Here is a 15,735-nt window from a genome sequence, read left to right on the forward strand (position 1 = left end):
CCGCAGATCGCGGCACGCGAGGGGGTGAAGCTCAGCTCGCGCGGTTGACCGCGCTGGTCACCGCTTTGATGGACGCACTGACGATGTTGGAGTCGATGCCGACACCCCAGACGGTGCGGTCGCCGACCTCCACCTCGACGTACGCCGCGGCCTGCGCGTCGCCGCCCGAGGTCATCGCGTGCTCGTTGTAGTCGAGCACCCGCGCCTTGATCCCCAGCGGCTCGACGGCCTGCACGAACGCGGCGATCGGACCGTTGCCGACACCGACCAGCGGACGGCGTACCCCGCGGTGGAACACCTCGACGTCGATCTCGACCTTGCCGTCCACCGTGGCCGTGCTGTAGTTCTCGACGGTGAAGGCGGTCCGGGTCTGGTGCTCGACCAGGTATTCGCCGGCGAAGATGTCCCACATCTGCTGCGGGCCGACCTCGCCGCCCTCCTCGTCGGTGTGGTGCTGCACGACGCCGGAGAACTCGATCTGCAGCCGGCGCGGCATCTCCAGCTTGTGCTCCTCCTTCATGATGTACGCCACGCCGCCCTTGCCGGACTGCGAGTTGACCCGGATGACCGCCTCGTAGGTGCGGCCCACGTCCTTGGGGTCGATCGGCAGGTACGGCACGCCCCAGGTGAACGCCTCGATCGGGGTGCCGGCGGCGTCCGCGTCGGCCTGCAGCGCCGCGAAACCCTTCTTGATCGCGTCCTGGTGCGAGCCGGAGAACGCGGTGTAGACCAGGTCACCGGCGTACGGGTGCCGCTCGTGCACCGGCAGCTGGTTGCAGTACTCCACGGTGCGCTTGATCTCGTCGATGTCGGAGAAGTCCACCTGCGGGTCGATGCCCTGGGAGAACAGGTTGAGGCCCAGGGTCACCAGGTCGACGTTGCCGGTGCGCTCGCCGTTGCCGAACAGGCAGCCCTCGATGCGGTCGGCGCCGGCCAGCAGACCCAGCTCGGCGGCGGCCACCGCGGTGCCGCGGTCGTTGTGCGGGTGCAGGCTGAGGATGACGCTGTCCCGGCGCGGCAGGTGGCGGTGCATCCACTCGATGGAGTCGGCGTAGACGTTCGGCGTGGCCATCTCGACCGTGGCCGGCAGGTTGATGATCAGCGGACGGGCCGGGGTCGGGTCGATCACGTCGATGACCGCGGAGCAGATCTCCAGCGCGTACTCCAGCTCGGTGCCGGTGTACGACTCGGGCGAGTACTCGTAGAAGATCTCGGTGTCCGGGGTGTGGATCTCGGCGTACTTCTGGCAGAGCCGGGCGCCGGTGGTGGCGATGTCGGTGATGCCGTCCTTGTCCAGGCCGAACACCACGCGCCGCTGCAGCGTCGAGGTCGAGTTGTAGAAGTGCACGATCGCGCGCTTGGCCCCGCGGATCGACTCGAACGTCCGGTCGATCAGGTGCTCGCGGCACTGCACCAGGACCTGGATGGTGACGTCGTCCGGGATCAGGTCCTGCTCGATGAGCTGGCGGACGAAGTCGTAGTCGGTCTGGCTGGCGGCCGGGAACCCGACCTCGATCTCCTTGTAACCCATCTTCACCAGCAGCATGAACATGCGCCGCTTGCGTTCCGGGGACATCGGGTCGATCAGCGCCTGGTTGCCGTCACGCAGGTCGACCGCACACCAGCGGGGGGCCGTCTCGACGACCTTCGCCGGCCACTGCCGGTCGGTCAGCGGCACCGCGAACTGCTTGTTGTACGCCTCGTAGCGCTGGAACGGCATGGCGCTGGCGCGCTGAGTCGCGAAGGGGTTGTCGGTGGACATGTGACTGCTCCTGTCGAAGAAAAGACGAGCAGGCGGCGTGCATCAACTCCGCGACGAGGTGCCGGCCTGGGATGAGGCCTCGTCGCGGCAGCGAAGGAGAAGGAACGCGCGCCACATGTCGCCCCACACGTTACGTGATCCACTTCCGGGTGGCGAACCATTCGCCCGGATCGTGGGAAGTCAGGCCGGCGGCGCCAGACTGTACGACGGCTGCGGCGCCGGCGACGGGCTGGTCGTGCCCAGCGGCTCACCGCTCACCTCCACACCCGGCAGCTGCACCGTGGCCGGCCCGGCGACCTGACTGACCAGAGTGAGCACTCCGTACTCCACCCGGGCCGCGGTGAGCAGCCCGTCCGCCGAGTAGCAGTAGACGCCGACGTCGACCGGCGCGTCCAGCGACGCCGAGACCGAGTCGACCGAGAAGCAGGAGCCCTGGGCGCCCTCCAGCGGCTGCACCGCGGTGACGGCGAGTGCGGACTGCCGGTCGGTGAAGACGGTCAGCCACTGGCGGAACAGGCGCTGCACCTTCGGGTCGTACCGGCGGGGCACCTTCTCGCCCTTCTCGGCGACCCGGACACAGCTGGAGGTCACCGGGTTGGTCACCGACGGCAGCGAGCACACGTAGACGCCGGCGGCGGTGCGGACCACCGACACGTCCGCGGTGCCGGCCTGCGCGCCCCGCGGGATGTCGACCCGCCAGCTGCCGTCGGTCGCCACGGTCGCGACCACGTCGCGCGGGGCGCCGTCGCCGACGTCGAGGCGGTAGAGGGCGGCGTACCGGCGGTCCAGGCCCAGGGCGGCCAGCCCGGCCAGCGCGCTGCGGGCGTCGGAACTCGGTGGCGCGGTGGAGGTGACCGGGATGGCCGAGGCAGGCGCGGCCTCCGGCGCGTCCCCGCCGCACCCGGCCGGGCCCAGGGCGAGGAACGTGACGACGGTCAACACGGACAAACCGCGTCGGGTCTCGGAAGCAAGGCGCATCGCGACATTCTCGTCCCGCGGCCCGGGAAGCCGCGCGGCACCACTCCGTCGGACCCGGCGTGTCGCGCGTGGCAGGCCGGATTCTGGGATCGCATGTCGAGGCGGCGCGGATGCGCGGCTAGGGTGGTGGCGACGTGTAGCCGGAGGATTGGTTTCGCCGTGGCTCTTGTGGTGCAGAAATACGGTGGCTCGTCGGTGGCTACCGCCGAGCGCATCAAGCGCGTCGCGGAGCGCATTGTGGCCGCCCGTAAGGCCGGTGACGACGTGGTCGTCGTGGTCTCGGCGATGGGTGACACCACCGACGAGTTGATGGACCTGGCCAACCAGGTCAGCCCGCTGCCGCCCGGCCGCGAGCTGGACATGCTGCTCACCTCGGGCGAGCGGATCTCGATGGCGCTGCTCGCCATGGCGATCCACAACCTGGGTTACGAGGCGCGGTCCTACACCGGGTCGCAGGCCGGCGTGCTGACCACCTCGGCGCACGGCAAGGCCCGGATCATCGACGTGACGCCCGGCCGCCTGCGCACCGCGCTGGACGAGGGCGCGATCGCGATCGTCGCCGGGTTCCAGGGCGTCTCCCAGGACACCAAGGACATCACCACGCTGGGCCGCGGAGGTTCGGACACCACGGCTGTCGCGCTGGCGGCGGCCCTGCACGCCGACGTCTGCGAGATCTACACCGACGTGGACGGCGTGTTCACCGCCGACCCGCGGATCGTCCCCAACGCCAAGCACATCAAGCAGATCACCTACGAGGAGATGCTCGAGCTGGCGGCCGGTGGGGCGAAGGTGCTGATGTTGCGATGCGTGGAGTACGCGCGGCGCTTCAAGGTGCCGATCCACGTACGCTCGTCGTACTCGAACAAAGAAGGCACGCTCGTCACCGGCTCGATGGAGGACCTCGACGTGGAGCAAGCACTGATCACCGGGGTCGCCCACGACCGCAGCGAAGCGAAGATCACGATCGTCGGTGTGCCCGACGAGCCCGGCTCGGCCGGCCGGATCTTCGAGACGGTCGCCCAGGCCGAGATCAACATCGACATGATCGTGCAGAACATCTCGACCGAGGGCACCGGCCGCACCGACATCTCGTTCACGCTGCCCAAGGCCGACGGGCCGAACGCGATGGCCGCGCTGGACAAGATCAAGGACCAGATCAAGTTCAAGAGCCTGCTCTTCGACGACCACGTCGGCAAGGTCTCGCTGATCGGCGCCGGCATGCGGTCGCACCCGGGGGTCGCCGCGGGCTTCTTCGCCTGCATCGGCGCGGCCGGCGTCAACATCGAGATGATCTCCACCTCGGAGATCCGGGTCTCGGTGGTCTGCCGCGACACCGACCTCGACACCGCGGTCCGAGCCGTGCACGACCACTTCGAGCTCGGCAGCGACGAGGAGGCCGTGGTCTACGGCGGCACCGGCCGGTAAAGCGGCCGATGGCGAAGCCCACGCTCGCCGTCGTCGGAGCCAGCGGCTCCGTCGGTTCCGTCATGCTGGAATTGCTCTCGTCCCGGCGCAACGTCTGGGGCGAGATCCGGCTCCTCGCATCCGCCCGCTCGGCCGGCCGGATGCTGACCTGTCGCAGCGAGCAGCTGACCGTGGGCGAGCTGACCCCGGAGGCCTTCGACGGCGTCGACGTGGCGATGTTCGACCTGCCCGACGAGGTGTCCGCCCGGTGGGCGCCGATCGCCGTCGAGCGGGGCGTCGTCGTGGTGGACAACTCCGCCGCCTTCCGGATGGAACCGGACGTACCCCTGGTGGTGCCCGAGGCCAACCGTGAGGTGGCCCGGCACCGCCCGCGCGGCATCGTGTCCAGCGCCAACTGCACCACCGCCACGATGATCATGGCGGTGGCCCCGCTGCACTACGAGTACGGTCTGCGCGAACTCGTCCTGGCCTCCTACCAGTCCGCCTCCGGCGCCGGCCAGGTCGGCGTGGACACCCTGCACGACCAGCTCACCAAGGTCGCCGGCGACCGGATGCTCGGCTCCCGCCCCGGCAACGTCCGGCAGGCCGTCGGCGACGACCTCGGGCCGTTCCCGGCGCCGCTCGCCCTCAACGTGGTCCCCTGGTCCGGGCAGCTGTCCGCCCTCGGCTGGTCCTCCGAGGAGCTGAAACTCCGCAACGAATCCCGCAAGATCCTCGGCCTGCCCGCGTTGAAGGTATCCGCCACCTGCGTCCGGGTCCCCGTGGTGACCGGCCACTCCATCGCCGTGCACGCCGTCTTCGCCGCCGAGGTGACCGCCGACGGCGCCCGTCAGGTGCTGCGCAACGCCCCCGGCGTGATCGTCGTCGACGACCCGGAGTCCGACGAGTTCCCGATGCCGATCGACGCGGTCGGCACCGACCCGTCGTGGGTGGGCCGCATCCGCCGGGCGATGGACGATCCGCGCGCCCTGTCCTTCTTCGTCACCGGTGACAACATGCGCAAGGGCGCGGCCCTGAACACGGTCCAGGTGGCCGAGTTGATCGCCGCCGAGTTCGGGAAATGAGCGAGATGCCGGACGTCTGCGAGGTGGTGATCACGGCCGCCGACCCGGAGTGGCTGGCCGCCTTCACCCGTTCCCTGGTCACCGACCGCCTGGCCGCCTGCGGGCAGCAGATCACGGCGATCCGTTCCCTCTACCGCTGGGACGGCGCCGTCCAGGACGATCCGGAGTCCCGGGTCGCCCTGCACACCCGCCTCGACCTGGTCCCGGCGATCGTGGCCCGTGCCGAGGCCGAACACCCCTACGACGTGCCCTGCGTCTTCGCCCTGCCCATCCTGGCCGGCAATCCGGCGTACCTGGATTGGGTCCGTGCGGAGACCCGCGATTCCTGAGCTCAGCTTCTTTCTCTTGCACTTCTTCTTGTACGCGCCGAACCGCCCGAACCGAACCACACCTCTCGTGGCTGCGGCGTGGCGCGGCCGTCTGCCCGCTCCAGGCCGTGGCGCGCCCGTCGGCTCCCCGCCGGGGTACAGCCTCGACTGATTCCCGCTCGTCGCGGTGACCGCCGTTCGGACAGCGCTCGTTCTCGGACAAGGCCCGTTCTTCAGGTGATGCTCGCTCTCCGGGCGCCGGTCACCGTCACCGTCGCCTGGAAGCCGCCTGGAAAGCGTCGAGCGCCGACCGCAGAATGCCCGGCCGGCGCTCGCCATCGTTTGCGGCGGTCGGTTACTCCGCGGCCGCGTCCAGGTCGGCGCGGGTCAGCAGCGGGCGCAGGGTGATGCCCTCGGCGGCCAGCGCCTGCGCACCACCCTCCTGGCGGTCGATCACGCAGACCGCGTGGTCCACGTGTGCACCAAGCTTGCGCAGGTCGTTGGTGGACAGGACGACCTGGCCACCGGAGGTCACCACGTCCTCGACGACCAGCACGCGGCGGCCGGCCACCTCGGCACCCTCGGCCAGGCGGGCCGTGCCGTACTGCTTCGCCTGCTTGCGGACGAAGGCGGTGGGAAGCTTGGCGTGCCGGGCGAGAGCGGTGACGACCGCGATGCCGCCCATCTCGAGTCCGGCGAGGACCTCGGTGCCCTCGGGGATGAGGATGGCGAGTCGCTCTGCCAGTTCGTCGAGGAGGACCGGGTCGGCCTCGAACTGGTACTTGTCGAAGTATTCGGTGGCGGTCCGGCCGGAGCGGAGGGTGAACTCGCCGGTCAGACGGCTCACGCTGCGGACCCGGCGGGCGAGGTCGATGGAGTCAGTCACAAGGTTCAAGCTTGTCAGGCCGTCCGTGACGGGAACACGCCGCCCCTCGTCGTCACCCGTTGGCGTACTTGATCTCTCCGATACCGCATCCTATGTCTGTTTGGGGTAGTTTTCGCCTAATTAGTGGCTCGCGCCCGGAAGGACAGACCAGTGACACCCTTCGCGATGCTCTTCCTACTCGCCCTGGCCGGCTCCTCGTGTTTTGCTCTTGGTCGCGCTCTCGGCCGCGGCGAGCGGTACGAGCGTGGATACCGGGAAGGTTTCCGCGACGGCGAGACGGGCTCACTCGCCCGTGCCACACGCCTGATGCAGGTGGGTGACCGCCCGCCGGTGGCTCCCGCCGTCGAGTCGATGCTGGGCCCTTACGCGGTCCCTCAGCAGGCCGCACCCCGCACCGTGGGCCCGGTGGTGGCCGGCGTACCGGCCCGGGCGCAGCTCGCGCTCTGATCGCCGCTCGGAACGGTCCGCCGTGTGGCGCGGTTCGCGCTCCGATCGCCGTACGGGCGGTGGCACGGCATCCCTTCGCCGCCGGACGCGCGACAGCGACCGTGCCGGTGAAAGACCGGCAGTGACCGTGTCGGTGGAAAGACCGACAGCGACCGTGTCGGCGGAAAGACCGACAGCGACCGTGCCGGTGAACGACCGACAGTGACCGTCCAGCGTCAAATCGGCCTGGTGAACGGCCGTGTCGACGGGAACCGCCCACAAGGCGCAAACCGCCGGTTTACACGATAAGCCTGACAAGTAGGTATTTACTGGCCGCCGCTTCGACACGAAGCGGCGGCTTTCCTTTGCTCGCCCGTTCGAGTTCGTCCGCCTATCAGGAGACGGCCGACTCGGGCGGAAGCAAGGTCAGGGCCGATCAACCCCGGAAACAAGTCAGGGCCGGTTCTCCGTTTCCGGAGACCGGCCCTCACCTGCACTGCAACCTGGTCGGGGTGGCGGGATTTGAACCCACGGCCTCTTCGTCCCGAACGAAGCGCGCTACCAAGCTGCGCCACACCCCGAGCTGCGAGGTAAATACTAGCCGACCTTCCCGCCCCCATGGAAATCGGTACCCCAAAAACGCAAAACTCCAGGTCAGCGAGGTATCAGAGTCAGGAGTGAGGCCTCCGGCCGGCAGGCGAAGCGGATGGGTGCGGTGGGATGTGTGCCCAATCCCGCAGAGACGTGGAGCCACGAGTCGGTGCCGGGCCACCGGTGCAGGCCTTTGGCCATCGCCTGGGGCAGGTCGCAGTTGGTGGTGAGGGCGCCGTAGCCGGGCACGCACACCTGACCGCCGTGGGTGTGACCGGCGAGGAGGAGGGCGAAGCCGTCGGCCGCCATCGCGTCCAGGACCCGGGAGGCGGGCGTGTGGGTGACGCCGAGGTGCAGGTCGGCGCCGTCGCTGATCGGGCCGGCCACGGTGGCGTAGTCGTCGCGTTCGATGTGCGGGTCGTCGACGCCGGCCAGTTCGATGGAGCGGCCGCCGGCTTTGAGGATGGTCCGGGCGTTGTTGAGGTCGGCCCAGCCGGCCTGGACGAACGCGTCGCGGAGTTCCTCGGCGGGCAGTTCGGCGCCCTGCACGTACTCCCGGTCGGGCAGCAGGTACTGCAGGGGGTTCTTCCAGACCGGCCCGCGGTAGTCGTTGGAGCCGAAGACGAACGCGCCGGGCAGGCCGAGCAGCGGGTCGAGGGCCCGCAACACGCCCGGGACCGCCCAGGGTGAGGCCATGTTGTCGCCGGTCACCACGACCAGGTCCGGGTCGGCGCCGCTGAGCGCGGCCACCCAGTCCTGCTTGCGGCGCTGCTCGGGCATCATGTGCAGGTCCGAGATGTGCAGGATGCGCAACGGTTCGGCGTCCGGTTCGAGCACCGGGACGTCGAAGCGCCGGAGCGTGAACATGTTGCGCTCGATCAATGAGGCGTAGGCGAAGGTCGCGCCGCCGATGGCGGTCAGAGCGGCAGCGGCGGAAATAAGGGAGCGCTTGCGCATGCCCGCAAGGGTAGTTTCTCCGTCCATGGGAACGTTGAAAGACCGCCTGAACGACGAGCTGCACACCGCGATGAAGGCCCGTGACGAGCTGACCACCTCGACGCTGCGGATGGCGCTGTCCGCCGTGCGGACGGCCGAGGTCGCCGGGGACGAGGCCCGGGAGCTCTCCGACGACGAGGTGCTGGCCGTGCTGACCAAGGAGGCGAAGAAGCGCCGGGAGGCGGCGACGGCGTTCGCCGACGCGGGCCGGGCGGAGCAGGCGGCGAAGGAGACGGCCGAGCGCGAGATCCTCGACCGTTATCTGCCGAAGCAGCTCACCGACGACGAGATCGGCGAGATCGTTGCGGAGGCGCTCGCGGCCGGCGGGTTCACCGCCAAGGCGCAGATGGGCCCGGCGATGAAGGCGGCTCAGGCCGCGGTGGCGGGGCGTGCGGAGGGCGGCCGGGTGGCTGCCGAGGTGCGCCGCCGTCTGGCTTGAGAAACCCCGGATCAAGACCTTCCCGGGGTACGCGGTGCCGGCCGCGACGAGAAACGGGCGGGAGATCAGCTCTCCCGCCCGTTCCCGGTGTCCTGGCTGGTGCTACCGGCCGCCCGGCTGTTCGCCGCCGCCCTGCTGATCGTTGTCGTCGGGCTTGTCGGCCTTCTCCGGCTTGCCGCTGCTGACCTCGATCACCACGGCGCCGTTCTTGATCGTCCGGCCGGACGGGTTGGTGCCCGCCGCGGTGCCGGCCGGGCAGTCCGACTCGACCTCGGAACCGGTGGAGACGTCGAAGCCGGCGTCCTTCAGGCGGTTCTTGGCCGAGGAGATCGAGTCGCAGGTGACGTCCGGGATGGACTTCTGCTCACCGTTCGCGATCTTCGAGCTGGGCTTCTTGAACTGCTGCTTGTCCTTGCCCTTCATGTAGTTCGCAACGGTGTACTGCACGGTCGGGTTGATGATCGGGTGGGACATGTGGTCCTTGTGGTCCGGGTAGTCCGGGTTGACCATGTAGCCCGCCACGACGATCTTGGTGGTGCCGACGATCAGCGACGCGGTCTTGTCCCCGTCGGTGGTGCCGGACTTGCCGAACACCGGGTGCCCCACGATGCCGCGGGTCGGGCCGGCCGTCGCGCCGTTGCAGGCGCCGAGCTGGGCCGAGTCGCCGACCGGGCAGCGGGCGGCGTCCAGGGCGGCGCGGGCGACGTCCTTGGTGGTGGCCCGGATGCAGTGCGGCTTGCCGACGGCGAGCTTCTCGTTGTCCTTCGTGGTGATCTGCTCGACCGGGGTGGGCTCGCAGTACATGCCGTCACCGGCGAGGGTTGCGTACGCGTTCGCCATGTCGAGCGGGGTGGACGCCATGACGCCCAGCGAGAACGCGCCCCACTGCTTGACGCCGCCCTCCTCGGTGGCGCGGTACGCGTCCTTCTCCTCACGGAACTGCACGCCGAAGCGCTTGGCGACCGCGACGACCTTGTCGGTGCCGACCCGTTCCTGGAGCGGGATGAAGTACGTGTTGATCGACTTCGCGAACGCGGACCACATGGTGTAGACGCCCGCACCGCCGCCGCCGGAGTTCTGCGGGCAGTAGAAGTGCGTTCCCGGGCAGGCGGCCTTCGAGCCCTGCTGAATGATGTAGCCGGACTTGTAGGTCTTCTGCGCGTTGATCGTGTAGCCGAGTGGCAGACCCGCCTCCAGGCCCGCGATGATCGGGAAGATCTTGAACACCGATCCGGCCTGGTAACCGGTGATGTCGCCGCCACCGCTCAGCAGCGGGTTCGTGGTGTTCGGGTAGGTGCCCCGGACGCCCTTCGCCGCCTTCTTCGGGTCTGACGAGATCTTGTTCTGCGGGTCGTCCGCGTCGTCGAGCTTGTATTTGCGGTTGGTGGCGAGCATCCGGACCTTGCCGCTGCCCGGCTCGACACCGGCGATCAGCAGCGCGTTCTTCTCGGTGTCCTTCTGCCGCTCGGTGATCTCCTTGCGCGCCCCGGCCTGGCCCTTCAGGTCGAGCGTGGTGACCACCTTGTAGCCGCCGCTCTTCAGCCGGCGCTCCCGGTCGTACGACGTCGCGCCGAAGGCGTCCTGGCTGAGCCACCAGCGGTAGAAGTAGTCGCAGAAGAAGCCCCAGTGGTTCTTGGCGACCCAGGCGCAGCCGTTGCCCAGGCTCTTCGCCTTGGTCGGGACCTTCTCCTTCTTGGCCTCGTCGGCCTGCGCCTGCGTGATCGCGCCCATGGTGACCATGCCGGGGATGATGTAGTTGTCCCGGCGGGCGGTGATCTGCTCGTGGCCCGACGGAACGGTCGGGTTGAAGCTGCTCGGAGCCTTCACCATGCCGGCGAGCATGGCGGCCTCGGCGATGCTCAGGTCCTTCGGCTTCTTGTTGAAGTAGACCTGGCTGGCGGCGTAGACGCCGTACGCCTGGTTGCCGAAGGGCGCGATGTTCAGGTAACGCTCGAGGATCTGCTCCTTGGAGAGCTGCTTCTCGACCTGGAGGGCGTACTTCATCTCGGTGATCTTGCGCTTCGGGCTGTCCTTCGTCGCCTCGATCACCTCGCGCGGGTTGGTCGCCGAGTAGGCCAGCGACATCCGCACGTACTGCATGGTCAGGGTGGAGGCGCCCTGCTGGGCGCCGCCCTGGTTGTTGCTCACGAAGGCACGGGCGACGCCTTTGAGGTCGACGCCGTTGTGCTCGGAGAACTTGCGGTCCTCGGCCGCGATGATCGCGTTCTGCATGTTCACCGAGATGTCCTTCAGCGGGACATCGCTGCGGAACTCGTCGTAGAACAGCGAGATCTGGGTGCGACCGTCGGACGCGTAGATCCGCGTGATCTGCGGTGAGCTGAAGTCTTTCAGCTCACTGGGCAGGTTGGCGAAGGTCTGTCCACCGGCCTTGGCCGCCAGGCCGGTCATCGCCGCGGCGGGGAAGGCCGCGGCGGCCACGACGACGCCGGCCAGCAGGCCACACACTAATAGCGAGGTCGCGTTCGTGAAGATGTTGTGATCGCGTCTGCGAAGCCAGGAGGTCACCCGAGCAGGGTACGCGAACGAGGCACGCGACCGCCCGGCGAGAAGGTCGTCGTTGCCCGATCCGAGTGTGCCCTGTCACCCCAAGCGGCGGAGGGTTTTCCCCCATCTGCACCAAAGGTACCCCCGTTCAGTCAGACCCGGCCGTCCGCTATGCCCGGAACTACCGGGCCATACGTATTTGAGGGACAACGTTGCGTAATCGCCCAACTACGGAGCATGATGGTCCGGCGAGACATCGCACAGGCGTCAGCGCGGCATGGGGGACACGGAGGCCGCGGGACGTTCGGGGGTGAAAGCTAGGGGGGACGTTTACCAATGGGGATGATCAGCGACTGGCCCAGCATGGCGGCGTGTCAGAGTGGCGACCCTGACGCGTTGTTCGTGCAGGGAGCCGAGCAGAACGTGGCGAAGAGGATCTGCCGCAGTTGCCCGGTCCGCTACGAATGCCTCGCCGACGCCCTGGACAACCGCATCGAGTTCGGCGTCTGGGGAGGCATGACGGAACGGGAACGGCGGGCTCTGCTGCGCCGGCACCCGCACGTGGCGAGCTGGCGGAAGATGTTCGAGGCCGCGCTGCGGGAGAAGGGCGCCGACAAGGTGCTCGTCTCCACCCGCTGAGCGGGCGCCGAGAGCTGATCACGCCAGAAGAGCTCCGATCGTCCGCAGCCCGTCGACGTCGTGCACGTCGGCGGGCTGCGCCGCGACCGAGGTGGCCGGCACCGTGGGGAACGCCTCGGTGAAACCGGCCGCCACCCGGGTCTCCCGCTGGGCCTGCCGGACCAGCGAGGCATGGATCCGCAGCACGTCGACCGCGGTCTCGTGGCCGCCCTCGGCGGTCAGCCGCTCGATCGCCTCCTCGGCCTCGGCCACCGAGAACCCGTCGAGAGCTGTCTCGTGCATCCGGTTGACCACCAGGCCGGCCAGCGGCATCCGCTCCGACACCAGGCGCTCGGCGAAGTAGGCCGCCTCCCGGACCGCGTCCCGTTCCGGGGCCGCGATCAGCAGGAACGCGGTCTGCGGGTCCTGCAGGATCCGGTACGTCTGATCGGCGCGCTGCCGGAACCCGCCGAACATCGAGTCCAGCGCCGCGACGAAGCCCGACAGGTCGGTCAGCAACTGGGCGCCGAGGATCTTCTGCACGGCTCGGGAGAACAGCCCGAACGACGCGGTGACCAGGCTGAACATGCTCCGCCCGCCGGACCGGGCCGGGGCCAGCAGCATCCGCAGCATGCGCCCGTCGAGGAACCGCGACAGCCGGGCCGGTGCGTCCAGGAAGTCGAGCGCGGACCGCGACGGCGGGGTGTCGACCACGATCAGGTCCCACTCGTCACCGGCCCGCAGCTGGCCCAGCTTCTCCATCGCCATGTACTCCTGCGTGCCGGCGAAGGTCGAGCTCATGGCCTGGTAGAACGGGTTCGCGAAGATCTCCTGCGCGCGTTTCGGGGTGGTGTGCTGCTCGACCACCTCGTCGAAGGTGCGCTTCATGTCGAGCATCATGGCGTGCAGCTCACCGCCGGTCTGCCCGGCGTCGATGCCCTTGACCTGGCGCGGGGTGTTGTCCAGCTCGGTGAGCCCCATCGACTGCGCCAGCCGGCGGGCCGGGTCGATGGTGAGCACCACGGTCCGGCGGCCGTGCACCTCGGCCGCGCGCAGGCCGAGCGCCGCGGCGGTGGTGGTCTTGCCGACCCCGCCGGCCCCGCAGCAGACCACGATGCGGATCGCCGGATCGGCGAGGAGCCCGTCGACGTTCAAGCTCGGAACGGTGAGGCGGGGAGCGCTCATAGCCACCAATCCAGGGTAGTTCGCTAGATCCGGGATCCGCCTGATCAAGCCCGCATCAAGTGGGTGGCGAGCTGTTCCAGCCCGGCACGGTCCACACCGTCCGGAAGAAGCGGCAGCTCGACGACCGGACGGCCCAGCTCGGTGAGCTCCATCCGCAGCGACTGCTCCAGCTCCCGGCGTGTCAGATGGGCCTGCGCCTCGGCGGCGAGCTGGGACACCGTGGCCGCCGCGGCGGGCAGGCCGGCCGCCACCAGGCCCCGCTTGATCTCCGCCTTGGTGACCCGGCCGGCCGGCAGCAGGGGCGGGCGGGCGCTGTTGACCAGCACCCGGCCGACCGGGATCTGCAGTGCGGTCAGCTCGCCGATCGCGTCCAGGCTCTCCTGGACCGGCATCTCCTCGAGCAGCGTGACCACGTGCACCGCGGTCATCGGCGAGCGCAGCAGGGCGGCGACGCTCTCGCTCTGCGTCTTGATCGGACCGACCTTGACCAGCCGGGCGGTCTCCTCGGTGACGTTGAGGAACCGGCCCACCCGCCCGGTCGGCGGGGCGTCCAGCACCACCGCGTCGTACACCCGGCGGCCGTCGTGCGACCGGGTGGTCGCCTCCTTGACCTTGCCGGTGAGCAGGACGTCGCGCAGACCGGGTGCGATCGTGGTGGCGAAGTCGATGGCGCCGACCTTGCGCAGCGCCCGGCCGGCCGCGCCGAGCTTGTAGAACATGTCCAGGTATTCGAGGAGGGCCTCCTCGGGGTCGACGGCAAGCGCCCGGACCTCGCCGCCGCCGGTGGTGGTGGCCACCCGCTTCTCCGCGTACGGCAACGGGTCGAGGCCGAACAGCTGGGCGATGCCCTGCCGCCCCTCCACCTCGACGAGCAGGGTGCGCCGGCCGCCGGCGGCCAGGCCCAGGGCCAGGGCGGCGGCGACGCTTGTCTTGCCGGTGCCGCCCTTGCCGGTCACCACGTGCAGCCGCTCCGGCCAGTTCCGGTGTTCGCCCATGTACCCACGGTACGGCCCGTGGTCAGCCGGACACCTCGCACACCAGCCAGCCGGTCTTCCGGATGACCGTGACCTCGAGGCTCTGCGCGGCCGTGCGCTCGTCCGCCGTCGACATCACCACCCGGACCGTGAGCTCGGCCTTCTCCTCGTTGCCGCGGGCCAGTACCGGCTCGTCCCAGCGGAACACCGCGCCGTCGTGCGCGTGCGCGTACGCGCTGATCTGCTGCACCCGGGTGGCGAGTTTCGACTCGTCCCGGGACTTGCCGCAGACCAGATCCCGCGCGGCGGTCGGGTCCTGTTGCGTGTAGACGGCGGTGAGGAACCGGTTGACCGCGGTCGCCGGATCCGGTGCGCCGCCGGTCTCCGAGTCGCGCACCAGCAGGTACGCCGAGACCGCCCCACCCCCGCAGAGCAGCAGCGTGGCGGCGAACGCCAGCGTCAGGTACACGGTCGAGCGCCGGTTGGAGTCGCGCCGTTCGGCCGGTGGCCCGGCCCAGATCGGATCCGGCTGGCCGGGTGTGCCGTGGTGCACGGGCCAGGCCGGCGGGGTGTGCGAGATCACTTCGGTGGGATCGACCACCGGGTACGCCGGGAACCCGCCGCCGACCGTGGGCTGGACGACCGTGTCGGCGGTGAGGACCGGATGCTCGACCGTGGTGGTGAGCAGGGTGTGCGGTGGCTCCGGCGCCGGGATCGGCTCGCCGGGCGGGAACGGCATCGGCGGCTCGGGTTCAGGCGACGGCAGCGGTTCCGGGTGGCCCCGCTCCCGATGTCGCGCAATATGCGTCAAGTCGCCCTCCGTTATGGCATGTGCACTTTGCGTACATTCTCTCGCTCAGCCTAACCAAACGCCCGGTCTCCCGAGCCCTAAGCTGTGCCGATAACCGAACGGATAAGGAGAGCTCAGGCATGCAGAAGTGGGAGTACGTGACCGTGCCCCTGCTGGTCCACGCGACCAAGCAGATCCTCGACAACTGGGGCGAGGACGGCTGGGAGCTCGTCCAGGTCGTTCCCGGACCCAACCCCGAGCAGCTCGTGGCCTACCTGAAGCGGCCCAAGCCGTGACCGCCCCGACGCCGGTCGCCGGCGAGGGTGGCGTGGACGCGTTCGCCAAGCTCGCCGAGCTGGGCCTGACGCTGCCGACGGTCGTTCCGCCGCTGGCGTCCTACGTGCCGGCCGTCCAGTCCGGCAACCATGTCTACGTCTCCGGCCAGCTGCCGATGGTCGACGGCAAGCTGCAGCTGACCGGCAAGGTCGGCGCCGAGGTCACCGCCGAGCAGGGCACCGACCTGGCCCGGATCTGCGCGCTGAACGCGCTCGCCGCGATCGACGCGCTCGTCGGCCTGGGCCGGGTCGTCAAGATCGTCAAGGTGACCGGGTTCGTCGCGTCGGCACCGGGCTTCACCGGTCAGCCGGCCGTGATCAACGGAGCGTCGAACCTGTTCGGTGAGGTCCTCGGCGAGCAGGGCCGGCACGCGCGCAGCGCGGTCGGCGTGGCCGAGCTGCCGCTGGGTGCCCCGGTGGAGGTCGAGGTCATCGCCGAAGTGGCGTGATCTT

General features: G+C 69.5%; 16 protein-coding genes and 1 tRNA gene. 8 read left to right on the forward strand and 9 right to left on the reverse strand.

Annotation, left to right across the window (positions count from 1 at the left end; translation table 11 throughout):
- Positions 1 to 31: 31 nt before the first annotated feature.
- Positions 32 to 1,762 (reverse strand): 2-isopropylmalate synthase, encoded by a 1,731-nt coding sequence (gene leuA, locus QSK32_RS27490; protein WP_045744111.1) that lies wholly within the window; start codon positions 1,760 to 1,762, stop codon positions 32 to 34.
- Positions 1,763 to 1,942: 180 nt separating this feature from the next.
- Entirely contained in the window at positions 1,943 to 2,704 is a 762-nt protein-coding gene (locus tag QSK32_RS27495; RefSeq protein ID WP_285473548.1) for a hypothetical protein, read from the reverse strand.
- Between the two features lie 195 nt (positions 2,705 to 2,899).
- Here QSK32_RS27495 and QSK32_RS27500 point away from each other — a divergent pair, with 195 nt between their 5' ends.
- Genes QSK32_RS27500 through cutA form a run of 3 tightly spaced genes read left to right on the forward strand, consistent with a single transcriptional unit; the run spans position 2,900 to position 5,558 of the window.
- Positions 2,900 to 4,165: an aspartate kinase gene (locus QSK32_RS27500; protein WP_045744109.1), complete on the forward strand. Its 1,266-nt coding sequence runs from the start codon at positions 2,900 to 2,902 to the stop codon at positions 4,163 to 4,165.
- 8 nt (positions 4,166 to 4,173) lie between these two features.
- Complete coding sequence (locus tag QSK32_RS27505) at positions 4,174 to 5,229, forward strand: aspartate-semialdehyde dehydrogenase (RefSeq protein WP_045744108.1); 1,056 nt, start codon at positions 4,174 to 4,176, stop codon at positions 5,227 to 5,229.
- Positions 5,226 to 5,558, forward strand: coding sequence for a divalent-cation tolerance protein CutA (gene cutA, locus QSK32_RS27510; protein ID WP_045744107.1), 333 nt, complete (start codon positions 5,226 to 5,228; stop codon positions 5,556 to 5,558). The genes QSK32_RS27505 and cutA overlap by 4 nt, the downstream gene beginning before the upstream one ends.
- A 334-nt stretch (positions 5,559 to 5,892) precedes the next feature.
- On the opposite strand, the gene pyrE is transcribed toward cutA, so the two are convergent.
- Entirely contained in the window at positions 5,893 to 6,423 is a 531-nt protein-coding gene (gene pyrE, locus QSK32_RS27515) for an orotate phosphoribosyltransferase (RefSeq protein WP_045744106.1), read from the reverse strand.
- A 150-nt stretch (positions 6,424 to 6,573) separates the two neighbouring features.
- Here pyrE and QSK32_RS27520 point away from each other — a divergent pair, with 150 nt between their 5' ends.
- Positions 6,574 to 6,870, forward strand: a complete 297-nt coding sequence (locus QSK32_RS27520; RefSeq protein ID WP_045744105.1) for a hypothetical protein — start codon at positions 6,574 to 6,576, stop codon at positions 6,868 to 6,870.
- A 483-nt stretch (positions 6,871 to 7,353) separates the two neighbouring features.
- Here QSK32_RS27520 and QSK32_RS27525 read toward each other — a convergent pair.
- Together QSK32_RS27525 and QSK32_RS27530 are read right to left on the reverse strand one after the other, a co-directional pair.
- Positions 7,354 to 7,430: transfer RNA gene (locus QSK32_RS27525), tRNA-Pro, on the reverse strand.
- 73 nt (positions 7,431 to 7,503) lie between these two features.
- Positions 7,504 to 8,397 carry a metallophosphoesterase gene (locus tag QSK32_RS27530; RefSeq protein ID WP_045744104.1) on the reverse strand — a complete coding sequence of 298 codons (894 nt, stop codon included), beginning with the start codon at positions 8,395 to 8,397 and terminating at the stop codon, positions 7,504 to 7,506.
- Between the two features lie 25 nt (positions 8,398 to 8,422).
- Here QSK32_RS27530 and QSK32_RS27535 point away from each other — a divergent pair, with 25 nt between their 5' ends.
- Positions 8,423 to 8,875, forward strand: coding sequence for a GatB/YqeY domain-containing protein (locus QSK32_RS27535; RefSeq protein ID WP_045744103.1), 453 nt, complete (start codon positions 8,423 to 8,425; stop codon positions 8,873 to 8,875).
- 102 nt (positions 8,876 to 8,977) lie between these two features.
- Here the strand turns inward: QSK32_RS27535 and QSK32_RS27540 are convergent, their stop codons facing one another.
- Positions 8,978 to 11,401 carry a transglycosylase domain-containing protein gene (locus QSK32_RS27540; RefSeq protein WP_285473549.1) on the reverse strand — a complete coding sequence of 808 codons (2,424 nt, stop codon included), beginning with the start codon at positions 11,399 to 11,401 and terminating at the stop codon, positions 8,978 to 8,980.
- 315 nt (positions 11,402 to 11,716) lie between these two features.
- Between QSK32_RS27540 and QSK32_RS27545 the strand changes: the two genes are divergently transcribed.
- Complete coding sequence (locus tag QSK32_RS27545) at positions 11,717 to 12,019, forward strand: WhiB family transcriptional regulator (protein ID WP_041832981.1); 303 nt, start codon at positions 11,717 to 11,719, stop codon at positions 12,017 to 12,019.
- Positions 12,020 to 12,037: 18 nt separating this feature from the next.
- Here the strand turns inward: QSK32_RS27545 and bagB are convergent, their stop codons facing one another.
- The 3 genes from bagB to QSK32_RS27560 are packed head-to-tail and all read right to left on the reverse strand — an operon-like array spanning position 12,038 to position 14,968.
- Positions 12,038 to 13,183, reverse strand: a complete 1,146-nt coding sequence (gene bagB, locus QSK32_RS27550; RefSeq protein ID WP_045744101.1) for an ArsA family ATPase — start codon at positions 13,181 to 13,183, stop codon at positions 12,038 to 12,040.
- A 44-nt stretch (positions 13,184 to 13,227) separates the two neighbouring features.
- On the reverse strand, positions 13,228 to 14,178 hold the full coding sequence (gene bagA / locus QSK32_RS27555; RefSeq protein ID WP_285473550.1) for an ATPase BagA: 951 nt from the start codon (positions 14,176 to 14,178) through the stop codon (positions 13,228 to 13,230).
- Between the two features lie 22 nt (positions 14,179 to 14,200).
- Entirely contained in the window at positions 14,201 to 14,968 is a 768-nt protein-coding gene (locus QSK32_RS27560; protein WP_157411185.1) for an Rv0361 family membrane protein, read from the reverse strand.
- Between the two features lie 119 nt (positions 14,969 to 15,087).
- Here QSK32_RS27560 and sp36 point away from each other — a divergent pair, with 119 nt between their 5' ends.
- Together sp36 and QSK32_RS27570 are read left to right on the forward strand one after the other, a co-directional pair.
- Complete coding sequence (gene sp36, locus QSK32_RS27565) at positions 15,088 to 15,243, forward strand: Sp36 family protein (protein ID WP_157411184.1); 156 nt, start codon at positions 15,088 to 15,090, stop codon at positions 15,241 to 15,243.
- The gene (locus tag QSK32_RS27570; protein ID WP_245674060.1) at positions 15,240 to 15,731 is read left to right on the forward strand and encodes a RidA family protein; all 492 of its coding nucleotides are present in this window, start codon (positions 15,240 to 15,242) and stop codon (positions 15,729 to 15,731) included. The genes sp36 and QSK32_RS27570 overlap by 4 nt, the downstream gene beginning before the upstream one ends.
- Positions 15,732 to 15,735 lie beyond the last annotated feature (4 nt).

It is taken from the genome of Actinoplanes sp. NBRC 101535, assembly GCF_030269225.1.
GTDB classification, from domain to species: Bacteria; Actinomycetota; Actinomycetes; order Mycobacteriales; family Micromonosporaceae; genus Actinoplanes; species Actinoplanes rectilineatus.

What these genes read in the sequence shown, in the direction of transcription:
- leuA (WP_045744111.1), bottom strand. Translation starts at nt 1,762, where the DNA reads ATGTCCACCGACAACCCCTTCGCGACTCAGCGCGCCAGCGCCATGCCG.
- QSK32_RS27505 (WP_045744108.1), top strand. Translation starts at nt 4,174, where the DNA reads ATGGCGAAGCCCACGCTCGCCGTCGTCGGAGCCAGCGGCTCCGTCGGT.
- cutA (WP_045744107.1), top strand. Translation starts at nt 5,226, where the DNA reads ATGAGCGAGATGCCGGACGTCTGCGAGGTGGTGATCACGGCCGCCGAC.
- QSK32_RS27530 (WP_045744104.1), bottom strand. Translation starts at nt 8,397, where the DNA reads ATGCGCAAGCGCTCCCTTATTTCCGCCGCTGCCGCTCTGACCGCCATC.
- QSK32_RS27535 (WP_045744103.1), top strand. Translation starts at nt 8,423, where the DNA reads ATGGGAACGTTGAAAGACCGCCTGAACGACGAGCTGCACACCGCGATG.
- QSK32_RS27545 (WP_041832981.1), top strand. Translation starts at nt 11,717, where the DNA reads ATGGGGATGATCAGCGACTGGCCCAGCATGGCGGCGTGTCAGAGTGGC.
- bagB (WP_045744101.1), bottom strand. Translation starts at nt 13,183, where the DNA reads ATGAGCGCTCCCCGCCTCACCGTTCCGAGCTTGAACGTCGACGGGCTC.
- bagA (WP_285473550.1), bottom strand. Translation starts at nt 14,178, where the DNA reads ATGGGCGAACACCGGAACTGGCCGGAGCGGCTGCACGTGGTGACCGGC.
- sp36 (WP_157411184.1), top strand. Translation starts at nt 15,088, where the DNA reads ATGCAGAAGTGGGAGTACGTGACCGTGCCCCTGCTGGTCCACGCGACC.